At 68.5% G+C, this 14,320-nt stretch carries 14 protein-coding genes; 5 read left to right on the forward strand and 9 right to left on the reverse strand.

Going from position 1 to position 14,320, the window contains the following annotated elements; all coding sequences use genetic code 11:
- Positions 1-157: 157 nt before the first annotated feature.
- The 7 genes from ACG83_RS47395 to ACG83_RS39290 form a co-directional block, all read right to left on the reverse strand.
- Positions 158-823, reverse strand: a complete 666-nt coding sequence (locus ACG83_RS47395; RefSeq protein WP_235498474.1) for a hypothetical protein — start codon at positions 821-823, stop codon at positions 158-160.
- A gap of 80 nt (positions 824-903) precedes the next feature.
- Entirely contained in the window at positions 904-1,353 is a 450-nt protein-coding gene (locus ACG83_RS39265; RefSeq protein WP_023841883.1) for a DUF6262 family protein, read from the reverse strand.
- A complete protein-coding gene (locus ACG83_RS39270; RefSeq protein ID WP_051623938.1) occupies positions 1,343-3,607 on the reverse strand; it encodes a site-specific integrase in 2,265 nt (754 codons plus the stop codon). The genes ACG83_RS39265 and ACG83_RS39270 overlap by 11 nt, the downstream gene beginning before the upstream one ends.
- On the reverse strand, positions 3,604-3,942 hold the full coding sequence (locus tag ACG83_RS39275; RefSeq protein WP_043591750.1) for a hypothetical protein: 339 nt from the start codon (positions 3,940-3,942) through the stop codon (positions 3,604-3,606). Before ACG83_RS39275 ends, ACG83_RS39270 begins: the two co-directional genes overlap by 4 nt.
- Positions 3,939-5,045: a site-specific integrase gene (locus ACG83_RS39280; RefSeq protein WP_054565389.1), complete on the reverse strand. Its 1,107-nt coding sequence runs from the start codon at positions 5,043-5,045 to the stop codon at positions 3,939-3,941. The genes ACG83_RS39275 and ACG83_RS39280 overlap by 4 nt, the downstream gene beginning before the upstream one ends.
- Positions 5,046-5,162: 117 nt before the next feature.
- On the reverse strand, positions 5,163-5,375 hold the full coding sequence (locus ACG83_RS39285) for a hypothetical protein (RefSeq protein WP_235498475.1): 213 nt from the start codon (positions 5,373-5,375) through the stop codon (positions 5,163-5,165).
- 58 nt (positions 5,376-5,433) lie between these two features.
- Positions 5,434-7,329, reverse strand: a complete 1,896-nt coding sequence (locus ACG83_RS39290) for a recombinase family protein (protein WP_054571336.1) — start codon at positions 7,327-7,329, stop codon at positions 5,434-5,436.
- 1,252 nt (positions 7,330-8,581) lie between these two features.
- Between ACG83_RS39290 and ACG83_RS45020 the strand changes: the two genes are divergently transcribed.
- On the forward strand, positions 8,582-9,292 hold the full coding sequence (locus ACG83_RS45020) for a hypothetical protein (RefSeq protein WP_152991649.1): 711 nt from the start codon (positions 8,582-8,584) through the stop codon (positions 9,290-9,292).
- Positions 9,289-10,275: a replication-relaxation family protein gene (locus tag ACG83_RS39295; protein WP_054571337.1), complete on the forward strand. Its 987-nt coding sequence runs from the start codon at positions 9,289-9,291 to the stop codon at positions 10,273-10,275. Before ACG83_RS45020 ends, ACG83_RS39295 begins: the two co-directional genes overlap by 4 nt.
- A gap of 557 nt (positions 10,276-10,832) precedes the next feature.
- On the opposite strand, the gene ACG83_RS39300 is transcribed toward ACG83_RS39295, so the two are convergent.
- Entirely contained in the window at positions 10,833-11,423 is a 591-nt protein-coding gene (locus ACG83_RS39300; protein WP_054571338.1) for an ATP-binding protein, read from the reverse strand.
- A gap of 49 nt (positions 11,424-11,472) precedes the next feature.
- Positions 11,473-11,766, reverse strand: a complete 294-nt coding sequence (locus tag ACG83_RS39305; protein WP_054571339.1) for a hypothetical protein — start codon at positions 11,764-11,766, stop codon at positions 11,473-11,475.
- 202 nt (positions 11,767-11,968) lie between these two features.
- Here ACG83_RS39305 and ACG83_RS39310 point away from each other — a divergent pair, with 202 nt between their 5' ends.
- The 3 genes from ACG83_RS39310 to ACG83_RS39320 all read left to right on the forward strand — a co-directional run bounded on the left by ACG83_RS39310 (position 11,969) and on the right by ACG83_RS39320 (position 14,308).
- Positions 11,969-12,838 (forward strand): helix-turn-helix transcriptional regulator, encoded by an 870-nt coding sequence (locus ACG83_RS39310; RefSeq protein WP_054571340.1) that lies wholly within the window; start codon positions 11,969-11,971, stop codon positions 12,836-12,838.
- Positions 12,835-13,047, forward strand: a complete 213-nt coding sequence (locus ACG83_RS39315; RefSeq protein ID WP_054571341.1) for a DUF397 domain-containing protein — start codon at positions 12,835-12,837, stop codon at positions 13,045-13,047. The genes ACG83_RS39310 and ACG83_RS39315 overlap by 4 nt, the downstream gene beginning before the upstream one ends.
- 568 nt (positions 13,048-13,615) lie before the next feature.
- A complete protein-coding gene (locus tag ACG83_RS39320) occupies positions 13,616-14,308 on the forward strand; it encodes a hypothetical protein (RefSeq protein WP_063793360.1) in 693 nt (230 codons plus the stop codon).
- Positions 14,309-14,320: the final 12 nt, after the last annotated feature.

The raw sequence follows: 14,320 nt of genomic DNA on the forward strand, positions 1-14,320 counted from the left end.
CAGCCTTCCTCGTCCCGAGGGACGGCTCGGTCGGCGGTCCGATCGACGATCGGTCGAGGAGTAACAGGGTGGGCAAGGCCGTGCGCACGCCGATGGAGCGACCCCGCTGGCACTCCAATACGTCGCTCGATGCGAGGCCGCGTCTCGTATCGAGCGTTCAGCCGACGTCGGTCGCTTGATCCCCGATGCCTTCGATCTGGGTGTGGGTGTCGCTGCGTAGTTGTGCGACGAGTCTGCGGGCGGTGGGGGCACCCACCTGGAGCTGCTTACGCAGCGTTTCCGCTGAGATCGGTCGCTGGTGATGCTGCCAGTGCAGCACATCCTCGGCGCGAGCCCGGTGGAGCAGGTCCTGCTCACGTGCCTTCTTGTCCGTCTGGCGTCGGTCCGATTTCCCGTCTTCGGCCCTGGCTGTCGGGGATGAGTGTTCGGGCGTTCCTGGTTCCGGCCCGGTGGCGAGGCCGTCCGGCATTGATGCTGACGGCGACGCAGCGTCGGATGCGGCCGTCTGCGTGCGTCGGACGGGGGTGCTGTCGGCCTCCGGCGGCCTTGCCGGCTGCGATGCTGGTACAGGCGGTGTCGCCCCGGGAGGTTCCGGCTGCATCGCTACCTCCTCCGTCACAGGCAGGCCGATCCCGGGCCTGGATTGGGCCGTCTCGGACTCGATGGCTTTCATCGCCTGGAGCAGACCTGGCCCCACCTCGGCCCAGCCGATCAGCAGAAGTGGACCAACAGCGTCGAAGGCCGCCCTGCCGTAGTTCTGCTCGATGAGTGGTTCGGCGACGTTCAGCGCCAGGGTGACGACGCTGGTTATCTTGAGCTTCACTATTGATCAAGGCTGTGACCTGGGTGTTCGCGTCGAGGACGATGTCGTCGACGCGAACACCCGAGATCGTTTCCTGCTGTTCAGCACGGTCCGATCGTTGTGGGAGAGTTTTCTGGGATGTTCCGGCGTGGTCGGCTGTCCGCGTGTCCGGTGGGTGGTTTTCGCTGGTCGCCGAGGGCGTGGGCGAGTTGGCGGCGTAGCCGCTGGTTGTCGTCGGCGAGTTCCCGGTTCCGTTGCAGGGCTGCTTCCAGCCGGGCGAGCAGCGCGGCCTCGGAGGCGCGCTGGCGGGTGGGGACGGGCGGGGATGGTGTCTGCCTGGTGGCGGCGCGGAGGCGTTCGACCTCGGCGCGCAGGTCGGGCTGGGTGTAGAGCCAGGACCGGGAGACGCCGGCTGCGGCTGCCGCGGACCCGAAGGTGACGGGGGCGCCGGCGCGGTCGAGCTCGCGCAGCGCCTGGGTAGCGCGGGCGCGGGCCTGGTCGTGCCGGCGGCGGGCGGCGGCGGTGATGGGGGCGGTGTTGTCAGGACGCATCGGCGACCGTGTCTTTCTGCCTGCTGTCTTCGGTGAGGGCGGTGATGATTTTCTCGAGGTTTCCGGCGACGCGGCGGTTCATCTCGGCCAGGCGCTGCTGGCCGCGGGCTTCGGCGGCGGATATGATGTGCAGGGTCTGCTGGTGCTGCCGGCGGTGTTCGGGTAGGAATTCCGCGGTGGTGAGGAAAGTCGGGCAGGTCAGGCAGGCGTTCGCGTGCGGGCAGTTTTTCTGTACCGGTAGGCCGCAGTAGCCGTTCGGCAGCGCCTGGGTGGCGCGGGAGATCCGCTGTTTCGCCCAGGCCGCCTCGGCCAGGGGCCCGTCCGGGTCGAGTGTCACTTCCTGACCGTGGGCGTTGACTTTGCGGGCTTTTTCCCAGTGGCGGCGCACGGTGGTGTCGTGTAGCCGGGCGTAGTGGGCGGTCATTTCTGGGGAGGTGTGGTCGAGTATTTTCCGGACGACTTCCTGGGGGACGTCTCGGTTTATCAGTCTGGTTCCGAGGGTGTGGCGCCATTGGTGTGGGGTCAGGTGAGCTGGCTGGTTGTGTTCGTCGCGGATGTCGCAGCGGGTCAGCCAGCGGGCGAGTGCGGTGCGGTAGGTGGAGCTGGCGAGTGGTTTCCGGCCGTCCGGGTTGGCTTTCGTCTTGGGAAACAGCGTCGGGGTGGTGTCGGGCCACCGGTCGGTGACGCGGCGCTGCTGCCGGGTGATCTCGGCTTCGAGTTCTTCGTCGATGGGGACCAGCGCCTCCCGTTTCATCTTGTGGTTGAGATAGCGCAGGTAGGGGGCGCCGTCGGTGTCCCGGACGATGCAGTCGACCGGGAGTTGCAGTGCGTCGCCGATGCGTAGGCCAGTGTGGATGAGGATGAGGGTGACGACGCGGCTGGCCGGGTCGTGCCAGCGGGCGAGGTTGTCGGGGTGTTCGACCTGGGCCATGACGTGTTCGGCCAGGGCACGGGGAAGCAGCTGGGGCGGGGCCGGGTAGTCCTCGGTGAAGAAGACGGCGCTCGCCGGCAGCGAGGTGTCCCAGCGGTGCCGGCGGATGGCCTGGAAGAAGGCGCCCAGGTAGCCGATGGTCGTCCCGTGGGACGACTTCCCGCCCAAGGCCTTGTGCACCTCGGCGAGATAGCGTTCGAGGATCGGCCTGTCCACCTGGGCCAGGGAGTCGATGCCCTTCGCGGCGAGGAACACGGCGAAACGCACCAGGGCCGCCAGCGACTGCCCGGCCGCGTTCTCACTCAGGCCGCCGCCGAGCCGCCAGCGCAGCCACCGCTTCGCGAGCCCGCGCAGCCAGGGCTGGGGTATCCGGTCGAACCGCAGGTGCCGGTGGAACTCGGTGATCCCGAGGTTGTGCAGCCGCCAGACGTCGCGGGGATATTCGACGTCCCAGCCGCTGCCATAGGTGAGCTGTTCGATCTGGCGGTGCCCGAACAGCAGCAGGGCCCGGGCGGAGGTGCCCGAGTTCGGTCCGCGGGGCCCGAACCGGTCCCGCCAGGTCTGCTCCGTGTGGTCGAGCAGGGACGTCGCGCCGCTGCGGGCCAAGAAGTGCACGACGGTCTGGACCAGAGTCGGGGTGGTGCGGATCTGCGCGTCGTCGCGGCGCCGCTGGATGACGTACTGCATCTCCAGCCGCAGCTGGGGGCCGAGCCGGCGCAGATCGATCTGCTCGACGCGCGGTGTCCAGTCGCCGTAATCCCGGGCGAACTGTTCGACGTCGGGTTTCCCGGCCTGGCTCCACCGCGACGCGTGGGTGACACACAACGGGACGCTGCCCTGCGCCCACAGGTCGCAGTAGGTCACCCGGCAGGGCTCGCGTGGCACCGAGGGGTCGACCGACGGCAGCTGGCCCAGCCAGGTCGCAAGCTCCGGGCGGCCGGCCCGTGCGTAGACGTGCTCGTGCGCCGTGCACAGGCCGTAGGCATGACGTCCGTTACGGCAGGTCTCCACCCGGCACGAGGCCAGGGGCGCACGGCCGCGCAGCGCCGGTGCGGTGGTGACGAGGAACGACGTCAGGTCGGGCCTTCCCGCGCGCAGCCATCGCTGGTTGTGGCCGACGCACAATCCTTGGCTGCGACTGGTCCGTTCGCAGCCGGCGACCGTGCAGGGTGGGCCGCCGAAGACCGGGTCGGCCGGGTCGATGGTGAGGACCTCGACCCGGAACTCCGCGCGGACCGCGGCCATCAGCGTGGCCGACAGCCCCGCCCGGCCTGCCGCGGGCGCTCCGCCCGCCGGCCTGGAACCGGCGTGGGGGCGGCTCATCGCACATCGCCTTCGTCGTCGTCGCAGACGGTGGCGGACAGCGTGACCCGGACCCGGTTGCGGTAGGCCGCCGCGTGCAGATGGGTCACCCCTGCGCCGGTGCCGGGCTGGTGCTCGCCGAGCGCCAGCGCGGCCCGCCAGGCATCGAAATCCGCCCGCACCCGCGCCGCCGGCACCAGCCCGCCGACCCGGCCGGACAGCGTCGCCCCGGCCGGCCCCACGGTCCAGGCGAGCGCCGGTAGGCCAGGGTGCTCGGCCAGGATCCGCCCCAACTCGGCGGCGGCACGGCGCTGCCAGCCAGCCTGCTCGGCGTGGATGATCTCGTAGGCGGTCACAGGGCCACCTCGGTCCCGGTGAACCAGCCCGCCGCCGCAAGCGCCCGCCGAGCGTCTTCCACGGTCAGGTGCCCGTAAACCGTCTGCGTGGTGGTGACGCTGGCATGGCCAAGTAAAGTGGACACCACTTCGACAGGCACCCCGTCGCGAAGCAGCCGGGTGGCATAGGTATGCCGGTACCAGTGCGGGTCAAAATCGATCCCGGTGCGTTTCCGCAGCCTTTTCACCAGATCGTAGGCGGCCGGGTAGGACAATGCCTGCCCACGCGGTTCGGCGAACAGGTTGACGAACACATAGTCGGAGTCCAGATCCCCGTACTCGCCATGCAGGTAGTCCGCATAAAGGCGGACCAGGCCGGCGCTCACCGGGACCACCCGCCGCCCCCGGGATTTCGACCGTGCACCGTTATCGTTGTCCCGCGGGACAACGATAACCTCGCAGGCAGCCGCGTCGATATCGTCATGCCGCAGGCCCAGCGCCTCGCCGACCCGTATCCCGGTGTCGTAGAGAACAGCGAACAGGAAACGGTCCCGCAGCCGGGTGCAGGCGTCCAGCACAGCCTGCACCTCGGCCGCCGCCAGGACCCGCGGCAGCTTCTTCGCGGTCTTCAACGCGATCGTGCGCCGCGGCTGCGGCCTGCCTTTGCCGATGTGATGCAGGAACGGCTTCCACCCGCCGCGACGGCCCGGCGGCCCCCACGTCGTCAGCAACTCGCCCAGATCCACGCCATGGCGCACCTGGTAGGCGTAGAACGCGGCCAACGCCGACAGCTTCCGGTTCACCGTCGACGCCGACACCGCCGGCTCCACCGACGGCAGCACCGCCACCCGCCCGTCCCGGCCCGCCGGCGACAGCCGCAACCAGGCCACGAACTCGCCGATGTCCTCCAGCCGCACCTCCCGCCAGTCCAGCCCCCGCCACCCCAGAAAGACCCAGTAGTCCTTCAGATCATGGGCGTAGGCCTTGACCGTGTTCGGAGACCGCTCGATATCGCTGAGATAGGCCAGATACCGCTCGACCGGTTCGACCGGAGCGTCGTCGACACCCAGGACAGTCCACGAATCCACCCGGGAACCGGGCAAGGCCACCCGCTGGACATGCATCCGCTCCTCCTCCACCTCATCCACGTGCTGGACGAGGTGGAGATAACCATGTCCACAAGGCAGATCATCGGGCCTCGAACGCCCGTCCCGGACACCGAAGACAGAGCTACGACAGCTTCAGATAAAGCCGGCGAAGACGAGCAGTCGCCAGGCTGGCCGCATCTGCAGGGTGGTTGCTCCGCCGAGGGCGAGGTGGCGGATTCCGAGCAGGAGGCCGACCACGGACAGGTCCACCGCGGGTGCGACCAGCGGTGCGACGTACGGCGGGACACCCAGGTGGAGTCCCAAGGCCCAGGAGTTGCCGAAGCCGAACAAGAAACTGAGCCCCATGACCAACATCATGATCACTGTGACGCCGCGGACGGCGGAGCTCCCTGCTCGGTCGCCGTCACGGCCGCTGGGCGAGGCTGCGGCTGTTGCCGCTTCGGCACTCATCGAAGACCCCGCACGGCCGTGGTCGGCTGCCAGGCGCCGGTTGACCGCTCCGGCAGGGCTGTCTGCGGCGCCCTGTCGGTGGCCATACCGGTTGCCACACAGGGGTGCAGCGAAAGCGCGGCGGGGGCGTCGCTGGCGCTCTCGCGGGCGGTGGATGTGTGGCAGTGCGTGTGGCAACGCGGGCCGCCAGAGGGGAACTCCAGCGACCAGAAGGGGACGTCAGGGCACGTGTATGGACGTTCCTGGACGGTATGGACCGGCCTGAAAAGCGGAAGGTCGGCGGTTCGACCCCGCCCCTGCCCACAGGATCTGGCACAACCCGAACCATGTCCTGGTCGGGAATGCGGAACGTCGGCGTGATGTCCGACCGCGATCTTACACGGATCTCTTCGATCAGTGTGTGCAGGACTGCCCTGCGTAGGGGCTTGCCGCCTTCTTTCGCTGGAGCTCCCGCCAGCAAGGTCAAGATGAGATCCTGGATGTCGCCGATCTTCGCGAGTGGCACCGGATCGGGCGGTTCCTCCACCATCTCAATTTTGATCTTGTCGTGTTCGTCCTGGACCTGGCCGAGCTGTGTCGCCAGTTCCCGGATGCGTTCTCCGCAGGTCTCCTCAGGCATGGTGCCCGCCTCGAACGCGGTCTGGTATTTGCGGATCTTGCCGCGGATCGCGTTGATCTGGCTTTCCAGCCGGGCGAGGTGTTCGCCGTGGTCTTTCTGGGGTTCCGCCGTTCTCGTCTGGTGGGAGGTGATGGCGGCATCGAAGATCGTCGAGTTGCTGTAGGTCTTGATGAGGGCGTTGAGGACGGCGTCCTCGAGGGCCTCCGCGGGCAGCCGGTCGTTGTCGCAGCGGCTCTTGCCGAAGCGTTGCCGGTTGTGGCAGATGTAGTAGCGGTACTCGCGGGATCGTCCGTGCGCGAGGGCTCCGGTGTAGGCGGCGTTGCAGCGGTCGCAGACGATGCGGCCGGTGAGTTCGTACTCGGCGGGGTTCGAGGCGCGCAGGCTGTGATCTCTGGATCGGGCGTCGAGGGTCTTCGCGGCCTTGGCGAAGGTCTCGCTGTCGACCAGAGGTGTGTGTGGGGCTGGGTGCCAGGAACCGTCGTAGTGGATCTCCCCGGTGTAGACGCGGTTCCGGAGGAGGGTCGTGATGTAGCGGTCGGACCAGAGTCCTCCGTCGCGGGTTCGCAGTCCCTTCTCGTTGAGGTGGTTCGCGATCGCCTTGCTGCCGAAACGGCGCCGGGTGTACAGGTGGAAGATTTCCTCGATGACGAGCGCCTGATCGGGTACGGGGACGAGGAAGAGCTTGTTCTCGTCCACGGTGTAGCCGTATGGCGTTCTGCCGGCGTGCCACCCGCCCTTGGCAGACTTCGCGCGCAGCGCCTTTCGGATACGGTCGATCATGGCGGCGCGTTCGAACTCGGCGAACATGCCCAGGATCTGCATCAGCATGCGGCCGATGTGGGTGGATGTATCGAACGGCTCGGTGGCCGATCTGAACGTGACGCCGGTCTTGTCGAGCTCGTCGACGATCTGGCAGAGAACCCGCAGCGAGCGGGCGATTCGGTCGACCCGGTAGACGAGAAGGACGTCGTAGCGGTGGGCTCGGGCATCCGATATCGCCTGGAGCAGCCCTGGGCGGTCCATCGTGGCACCGGACTTGCGGTCGCGATAGATCTTGACGATGGTCCAGCCTGGCTGGCTCGCGACGAACTTCCTCAGCCCGGCTTCCTGCCCGTCCAGGGAATAGGGCTGGTTCTCTTCATCGGTCGAGGCCCGGAGGGAAAGCGCCACCCGGACAGTCGGTTGCGGCATGGTCGAACCCCACAGGGTGCCCGAGCCCGGTGCGGTCATTCGTCGCCCCGACTGTCGCCGGTTGCCGGGTTGGTTTGTGGCTGGCGTTCCCCCGCCGGTTGCACGGGAAGTGTGTGGAACATCGGCTTCTCTCGGTCCTGTTCTGTGGAGTGATGCCGTCGGATCGGCAACGGCGATTTTCGCTCGCCACATTGATGGTGTCAAATTATCTCAAATTCTCGGAGCGATTCCCTGATGGGTAAATGGCCCGTCGGGCGGGAAATGTAGGGCTATGAGGTCGGCGAGAGCCTGAACGGCATCCGTGAATTGCTGGGGAGTCATCGTGGTGAGGAGAGTCGGGCGCAGGGGAGGTAACCCGGAGATCGACCTGCCCGTCTTCGGTGGTGGCGGGCTGGGCGCCGCCGGTTGGTGCGGAGCAGATCCGTCAGGGGCCTGCTGTGCGCGACGAGTGGATCTGCGGGGCCGGGTGGGTTCCGTTCCGAACTCCTCGGAGAGATCTGCCGGACCCGCGCCGCACCCCTGACTGATACCCGCGGAGAGACACGATTCTGACGAGGGAGTCTGACGGTGATCTGACTGTTGTTGCGTCTGCAACTTGTGTCAGATCACCGTCAGATCGCGTTCATGCAGGTCAGAGCCGCTGTCGGGTCTGCTGGCCGAGTGCAGGCGGTGGGCGCGAGAGGAAGGGTGTCCGCGGGGGCGGTGACGTGGGGCCGCCGGATGTCTGGGCGGCGTGAGCGTTGTGGAGGGCGACGAGGCTGAGAGGGGATCAGTCGGTTGCCGTGTAGGCCGGCGAGGAAGGTGGCGGTGAGGCGGGTGGTGGCGCGGACGGCGGTGACGAGATGGGCTGCGGTGACGGTGTCCACGAGCGGGACGTCCGCCGCGCCGGCGGGTACGGACCGCGAGGAAGTCTCTCGTCGGGGGCGGTCGTTTTCCATTAGGCCACTGAGGTTGCGGAGAAACGTGTGCGGCGTGGCCGGTAGGGCGGACCGCCGATGATGATTCTGGTGTCGCGTTCCGGTAGCGCGGGACAACCGAGATGGCGGCTGGCGGCGGGGTGGCTGCTCGGGTCCGAGTGAACTCCAGGGCGTCTGACGGTGATCTGACACAGATCTGACACCTGATCATTCTTCGTCCTCGGAGGTGATGTGTCAGATCACCGTCAGATCGCTTCCGTACGCTCTTTGACCCCGTCTACCTGAGCGTGGACGAGTGTCAGATCACCGTCAGATGCGGTGTGGCTTGCTGGGAGCCGACGGAACACCGGCTCCAGAAATGGGAGATATCCATCTTGCTGCGCGACTCTGACAGCAACACTGACAACGCCCCGGAGTCATCGTTGGACCGGCCCGAGATCGTCCTGGCACTGACGGAATCCCCGGGAGGCTCGGGGGTGAACGGCGCCGATACCCCGACGTGGGCGGATCGGTGGTTCGGTCCGCGGGAGACGCGGGCGGAGGTGACCGGGCCGCGGACATCATTGGCGGCCCGGCGCGCCACGGGGGAGTTTCTTCCGCGTTCGTGGGAGCCGAACCCGTGCAAAGCCGAGGCGGTGGGGATGGTGATGCCGGCGCTGTGTCATAGCGCCGCCACGCCCGCCCCCTCCTGTCGCGGGGAAATCGCCGACCTCGACGAGGAGATACCAACCGGCTTTAACGATGTGCTCGCCAGTCTGCCGGCCGCACAGGCGGCCAAACGGAAAGTGAACAGCCCGAGATGCGGCAGTCTGCTGAAGGTGCATCATTCGCGGCGCGCGGCGTTGGCCCAGATGCCTGCCTCTGTGCGGCCCCCCTCCGGCGGGGATGTACCCCCTCCCTCCGGCGGCCCCTCCGTCGGGGGCTCCGACGAAAGACCGGAGCAGAACACGGTGCCGACGGCTGTGAATCGCCTGCTGATCGACCAGGCCGATACCGCCGCGTCGCGGGTCACCACAAACCGGCACACCCGCGTGCTCGAAGCCGGGCGTGGTCTCCGGCTCGCGCCGGTGGGAGGTGGCCGGTGAGCGGCGCCGAGCAGCGGCTGCTGGCGGTGGCCGGGCGGATGACCAGCCGGGACCGATGGATGCTCGCGATGCTGTACGAACACCGGGTCCTGACCAGCCACCAGCTGACCCGCCTCGCGTTCCGCGGTGACCGCATGGCCCGGATGCGCCTGACGACCCTGCACCGGCTCCAGGCCGTCGACAGGATGCGCCCCTACTACGGCCAAGGCCGCGGCACTGGCCCCTACCACTACATGCTTGGGCCGGTCGGCGCGGCGATTCTTGCCGCCGAGCGCGGCCAGAGCATCGCCGACCTCGGCTACCGCCGCGACAAGCTGCACGCCTGGATGCGCTCGCCACACCTCGGCCACCTTGTCAGCGTCAACACCGTCTTCACCGCCTGGGCGTACGCCAGCCGCACCCGCCCCGACAACGAAGGACTGACCGTCTGGTGGTCCGAACGGCGTACCGCCACCCTGTGGCAGAAATGGATCCGCCCAGACGGCTACGGAACCTGGCAGACCGCCCAGCGCCGGCTCGACTTCTTCGTCGAGTTCGACACCGGCAGCGAATCCCTCTCCCAGGTCGTCCGCAAGATCCCCGGCTACACGAGGCTCGCCGCCTCCAGCAACCTGATCAGCCCGGTCCTGATCTGGCTGCCGTCCGCGTCTCGGGAGCGGGAACTACGAGCCAGGCTCGCCACGGCCCCGACGGGTGTCGTCGTCGTCACTGCCGCCCCCGACCCCCTGACCGCCCCGGCGACCGCGGCCGACCCGCCTGACCTCGCCCCTGCCCGGCGGGTGTGGTTGCCGCTGCACACCGCCATCCGCACCGACCTCGACGGACTCGCCACCCGCTATGGCATTTCGATCCCCGCCCGCTCCCCAGCCGACGACCCCGACCCGCACGGCGACCACGAGGACGAGGTCGAGACGGACCCGGCACCAACGCCCCGCCTACCCGCGCCGCGGTTCGGGCCGCGGTCGCCCCTCGGTCCGGCGTGAGCCGCCTTGCCGTTGGACACGCCGCACACCGTGCTGGCCGCTGTTGGCACAGTCGAGGCCACCCCTGGGCACCCCAGCGGCCAGGGGCAACCCCGGAGAACGAAGATTCGTGTTCCACGCCCCGCACGTCACGGGCATCACCCATGCTGGAATTCGTATACGCGAACGCGATATGAATACGATGGTCGTCGGCGCCCGTCTTGCTGTTTCGTGGGAAATTTTCCCACCTCGGTCGGCCCGGCGAGCCACGTGTACCGGAGTCCCCTCCTGGCATGCAGGGAAACGTGAAACCCCCGCCCTCCGTTATACCCTCCATTATTCCTGCGGATATCTACTCCGATATTCCCTCCAATTAGGGATGGAGGGGGAGTTGGATGGTAAAAGTGCAGGTCAGCCGCCTGCGACCCCCTCCGATGGTCGGCCAGGCTGCGCCGCCCGGAGGCAGGAAAATTCACGTGCGGCGGCCCGGCGCCCGACCCGGGAGCGTTCGTCGGCGTTCTTCTCAGGAGCCCAGGCTGGGTGTCGTGGTGGCGGGTGCCAGGTGTGGTGCCGGTCTTTCACGCCCTGTCCCGGGGTGGGCGGTACCAGTCGTCGAGTTCGCGTAGCCGGTCGATGACCCGCCGCAGGACGAGCGGGTCACTGTCGAAGACGACCGGGCGGGCGGAAGTCGGGATGGGCGCGGGCGCGCGGGTCGCCAACGTGGCGGTGCTGCGGGAGGTGGCGACGGCCCGCGTCATCCTGGCCGGGAGCTGCGCCCACACGATCTTGCCGCCGGTTCTGGTCCGGTACCAGGACCATCGGCTGCTCAGGGCATCGACCATGAGCAGGCCCCGGCCGTCCTCGCTGTCGGTGTCCGGGGTGGTGACACGGGGGCCGGCGTCGTTGCCGTCCCACACCTCGATCAGGACGGTCCCGCCGGTCGCGGTGAGCCGTATCGCGATGACGTCGCCCGGGCGGCTGGCTTTCACCGCGTTGGAGGCCAGCTCGCAGGCGACGACTTCGGCGAGGTCGACGTCGTCCCGGGCGACGGACCATCCGGTGAGCGTGCGGACGGTGCTTGCGCGCACGTCGGGAACGGCGGCGGCCGTGGGCGGGAAGTGCGCCACGTCCACCCGGATCGCCGTCGAGATGCCCTCGGTCCCGGTCATGCCGGTCCCCGCATGGCGCTGCGTGTGCGGCGGCCGGTGATCGTGGCGTTCATCCGTTTGTGGGCCGCGCGGGCTGGCGGTGCGACGGGTCGCCTGTCGCCGGAGCGTGACCGGGGAGGTCGCAGCCGGGGAGAACGGCGAACTCGGCCCAGGCCACCAGCTCGCAGCGGGCCTGTGACAGGCGGCGGCTGACCTTCGCCACCCGGTCGTCCACGGTCAGGGGAAGGCGGGTCAGTGCCTGCCGCAGGCGCCGGTGCGCCCACTCGTGGGCGGTGTCGAAGTCGCCGAACGCGCCCAGCGGCAGCCCTTCCGCGTCCCACACCACGAAGCGGTGTTCCTCCATAGCTCTTCTCCCTTGCCGGCTGGAAACGATCTCCTGGCGTGTTCCGTGCTCTGGGTCCCCGCGCGGTGACGGGCGGCGCTGGGGTACTGGCAGAATGCACCCGTGGAACTCTCATACGCAAGTACGTATGGGAGATACGTAAGTCGGCGTTGATCGGCCCGAGGCGGGGGCTGGCAGACTGCTACCGGGAGAAGGGAGGGCGATGCCGACCACACCGGGCCCCACCGTGCGGCGCCGGCGCCTGGGCGCGGAGCTGCGCCGCCTGCGGGAAGCCAAGGAACTGACCGTCGACCAGGCCGGGGAACACATCCACCGCAGCGGGCCGACGATCAGCCGGATGGAGACCGGCCAGTTCCGGTTCGTCCTGCGTAACGTCTCGGACCTGCTCGACCTCTACGGCGTCACCGACGACGAGCAGCGCCAAGCCCTGCTGGCACTGGTGAAAGAGAACCGCAGACCCGCCTGGTGGCACTCCTACGGCGATCTCGTGCCCCGCTGGTTCCAGGTCTACATCGGCCTGGAAGCCGAAGCCTCCACGATCACGACGTTCGAGAGCCTGCTCGTCCCCGGCCTGCTCCAGACCGAGGACTACGCCCGCGCGGTCATCCGCGCCGCCTCACCCGAGCTACCCGCCCACGAAGTCGACCGGGCCGTGGAAGTCCGGATGAACCGGCAGAAGATCCTCACCGGAGACCAGCCCGTGCAGCTCTGGGCGATCCTCGACGAGGCCGTGATCCGCCGCCACGTCGGAAGCCCCACCGTCATGACCCGGCAGCTGGACCGGCTGATCGAGGCGGCCGAGCAACCCGCGGTGACGATCCAGGTCGTGCCGTTCACCGCGGGCGCCCACGCCGGCATGATCGCAAGCTTCACGATCCTGGGCTTCCCCGACACCGGCGGAGCTTCCGAGACGGTCTACATCGAAGCCCCCACGGGCAGCCTCTACCTGGAGAAACAAGCCGAGGTCCGACGCTACGAAGCCTGGATGAACCAGCTCCGCAGCTCCGCCCTCGCGCCCACCCCCAACACCCTCTCGATCATCACAGCGGCACGTGAGGACCTACAGCGATGACCACCCACGGTGCGGACGCCCCGCTGAACTGGCGCAAGAGCAGCTACTCCGGCGGCACCGGCGGCAACTGCGTCGAGGTCGCCACCCTCCCCGACGGCGGCCGAGCCGTCCGCGACTCCAAAAACCCAGGCGGGCCGGTCCTGCACTTCACATCCACCGAATGGGCCGCCTTCCTCGCTGGACTGCAGGACGGTGAGTTCGACCAATAGCGGCCCAGGGTTCCCCGGTCCTGCCGAGTTCTGGCCTGCTCAGGGTGGCAGCAGGAGGCACGGGGCCCGGTCGCTCCGGAATGCTGCTGCACCTCGCTCACCGGAGCGATCATTAACCTGTCCCATCAGCGTCCCTGTCTACGTCCCACCGGCGGCGACCAGGGGGTCGAAACTGGCAGTCTCGCGTATTCGACTGTTGCGAATTCTCGCGCTCGGACGATCAGGAGGGCTGAACGCCGCCTTGTCTGGACACTGGCCCAGCTGCCGGGCCGGGGTCGTTCCGGCGGTTCGGGACACCACTCACTGCGCGCAGCAGCAGGGGGACGCTGGTGGGGCCCGTTCCGGCCCGAGTCGAGGCCTGGTAAAGGTGGGGGGTGTTCGACACTGCCCGCTATGGTGTCGTGCACGCTCACCGACCGCGCCGCCCGCACCGTCATCACCTACCTCGGCACCGACGCCGACCTGACCGTCGACGGCGACGAGTTCGGCCCGCACGTGCTGCGACGACTCGCACGCCACCCACCTCGACCACGCGAAACGCTCCCTAAGGGCGTTCCTGACCTGGGCGATGGGCAGCGGCCATCTGCCCCGCCGCGACCTGACCCGCCTCCAGATCCCGCGCGCCGAGCCGCTCACCCAACGCGCACGCCTCGACCTGGTGAAACCCGTCCTGACTAGCGAGACCGGATCGCCGGCGACCCGCGCGGCGGCCTGCCTGATGCTGCTCTACGCCCAGCCCGCCAGCGGGATCGTGCGCCTCACCGTCGACGACATCACCCGCGACGGCGACCAGATCCTCTTTCGGCTCGGCGACTCGCCCGTCCCGGTGCCCGAGCCTTTCGCAGCCCTTCTGCTGGTCACCGCGTCCCAGCGAGGCAACATGGACACCGCGACGAACCCATACAGCCGCTGGCTGTTCCCCGGCCGCCGCGCGGGACAGCCCTTGCGCCCAGGCAGCCTGCGCGAGCAGATCCGCGTCCTCGGGATCCCGATCCAGGCAGCCCGCATCGCCGCGCTGCGCCAGCTCGTCCTCCAGGCCCCTGCCCCGGGTGTCGCCCAGGCCCTCGGCTACCACTCGATCACCACCCAGTGGCACCCCCGGAACGTGACAGTTTCATCGCTAGCGGTCACGATCTACGGGTTCGATCTTGCGAGTACGACCCGGGCGGCGGCGATCCAAGCGCGATCGCGGCCAGTGTGGGCTTCGGTGGACGTGACTCCATCCATGTCGGACATTTTCAAGTACAATGAAGACTCTTGATCGTCTCGATTG

This window comes from Frankia sp. R43 (genome assembly GCF_001306465.1).
Classification (GTDB): Bacteria; Actinomycetota; Actinomycetes; order Frankiales; family Frankiaceae; genus Parafrankia; species Parafrankia irregularis.

Excerpts from the sequence above, each read along its gene's own strand:
- ACG83_RS39270 (WP_051623938.1), bottom strand. The coding sequence starts at position 3,607 with ATGAGCCGCCCCCACGCCGGTTCCAGGCCGGCGGGCGGAGCGCCCGCG.
- ACG83_RS39305 (WP_054571339.1), bottom strand. The coding sequence starts at position 11,766 with ATGGAGGAACACCGCTTCGTGGTGTGGGACGCGGAAGGGCTGCCGCTG.
- ACG83_RS39280 (WP_054565389.1), bottom strand. The coding sequence starts at position 5,045 with ATGCATGTCCAGCGGGTGGCCTTGCCCGGTTCCCGGGTGGATTCGTGG.
- ACG83_RS39300 (WP_054571338.1), bottom strand. The coding sequence starts at position 11,423 with ATGACCGGGACCGAGGGCATCTCGACGGCGATCCGGGTGGACGTGGCG.
- ACG83_RS39290 (WP_054571336.1), bottom strand. The coding sequence starts at position 7,329 with ATGACCGCACCGGGCTCGGGCACCCTGTGGGGTTCGACCATGCCGCAA.
- ACG83_RS39320 (WP_063793360.1), top strand. The coding sequence starts at position 13,616 with ATGGGCAGCGGCCATCTGCCCCGCCGCGACCTGACCCGCCTCCAGATC.
- ACG83_RS39265 (WP_023841883.1), bottom strand. The coding sequence starts at position 1,353 with ATGCGTCCTGACAACACCGCCCCCATCACCGCCGCCGCCCGCCGCCGG.
- ACG83_RS39285 (WP_235498475.1), bottom strand. The coding sequence starts at position 5,375 with ATGGGGCTCAGTTTCTTGTTCGGCTTCGGCAACTCCTGGGCCTTGGGA.
- ACG83_RS39310 (WP_054571340.1), top strand. The coding sequence starts at position 11,969 with ATGCCGACCACACCGGGCCCCACCGTGCGGCGCCGGCGCCTGGGCGCG.
- ACG83_RS39315 (WP_054571341.1), top strand. The coding sequence starts at position 12,835 with ATGACCACCCACGGTGCGGACGCCCCGCTGAACTGGCGCAAGAGCAGC.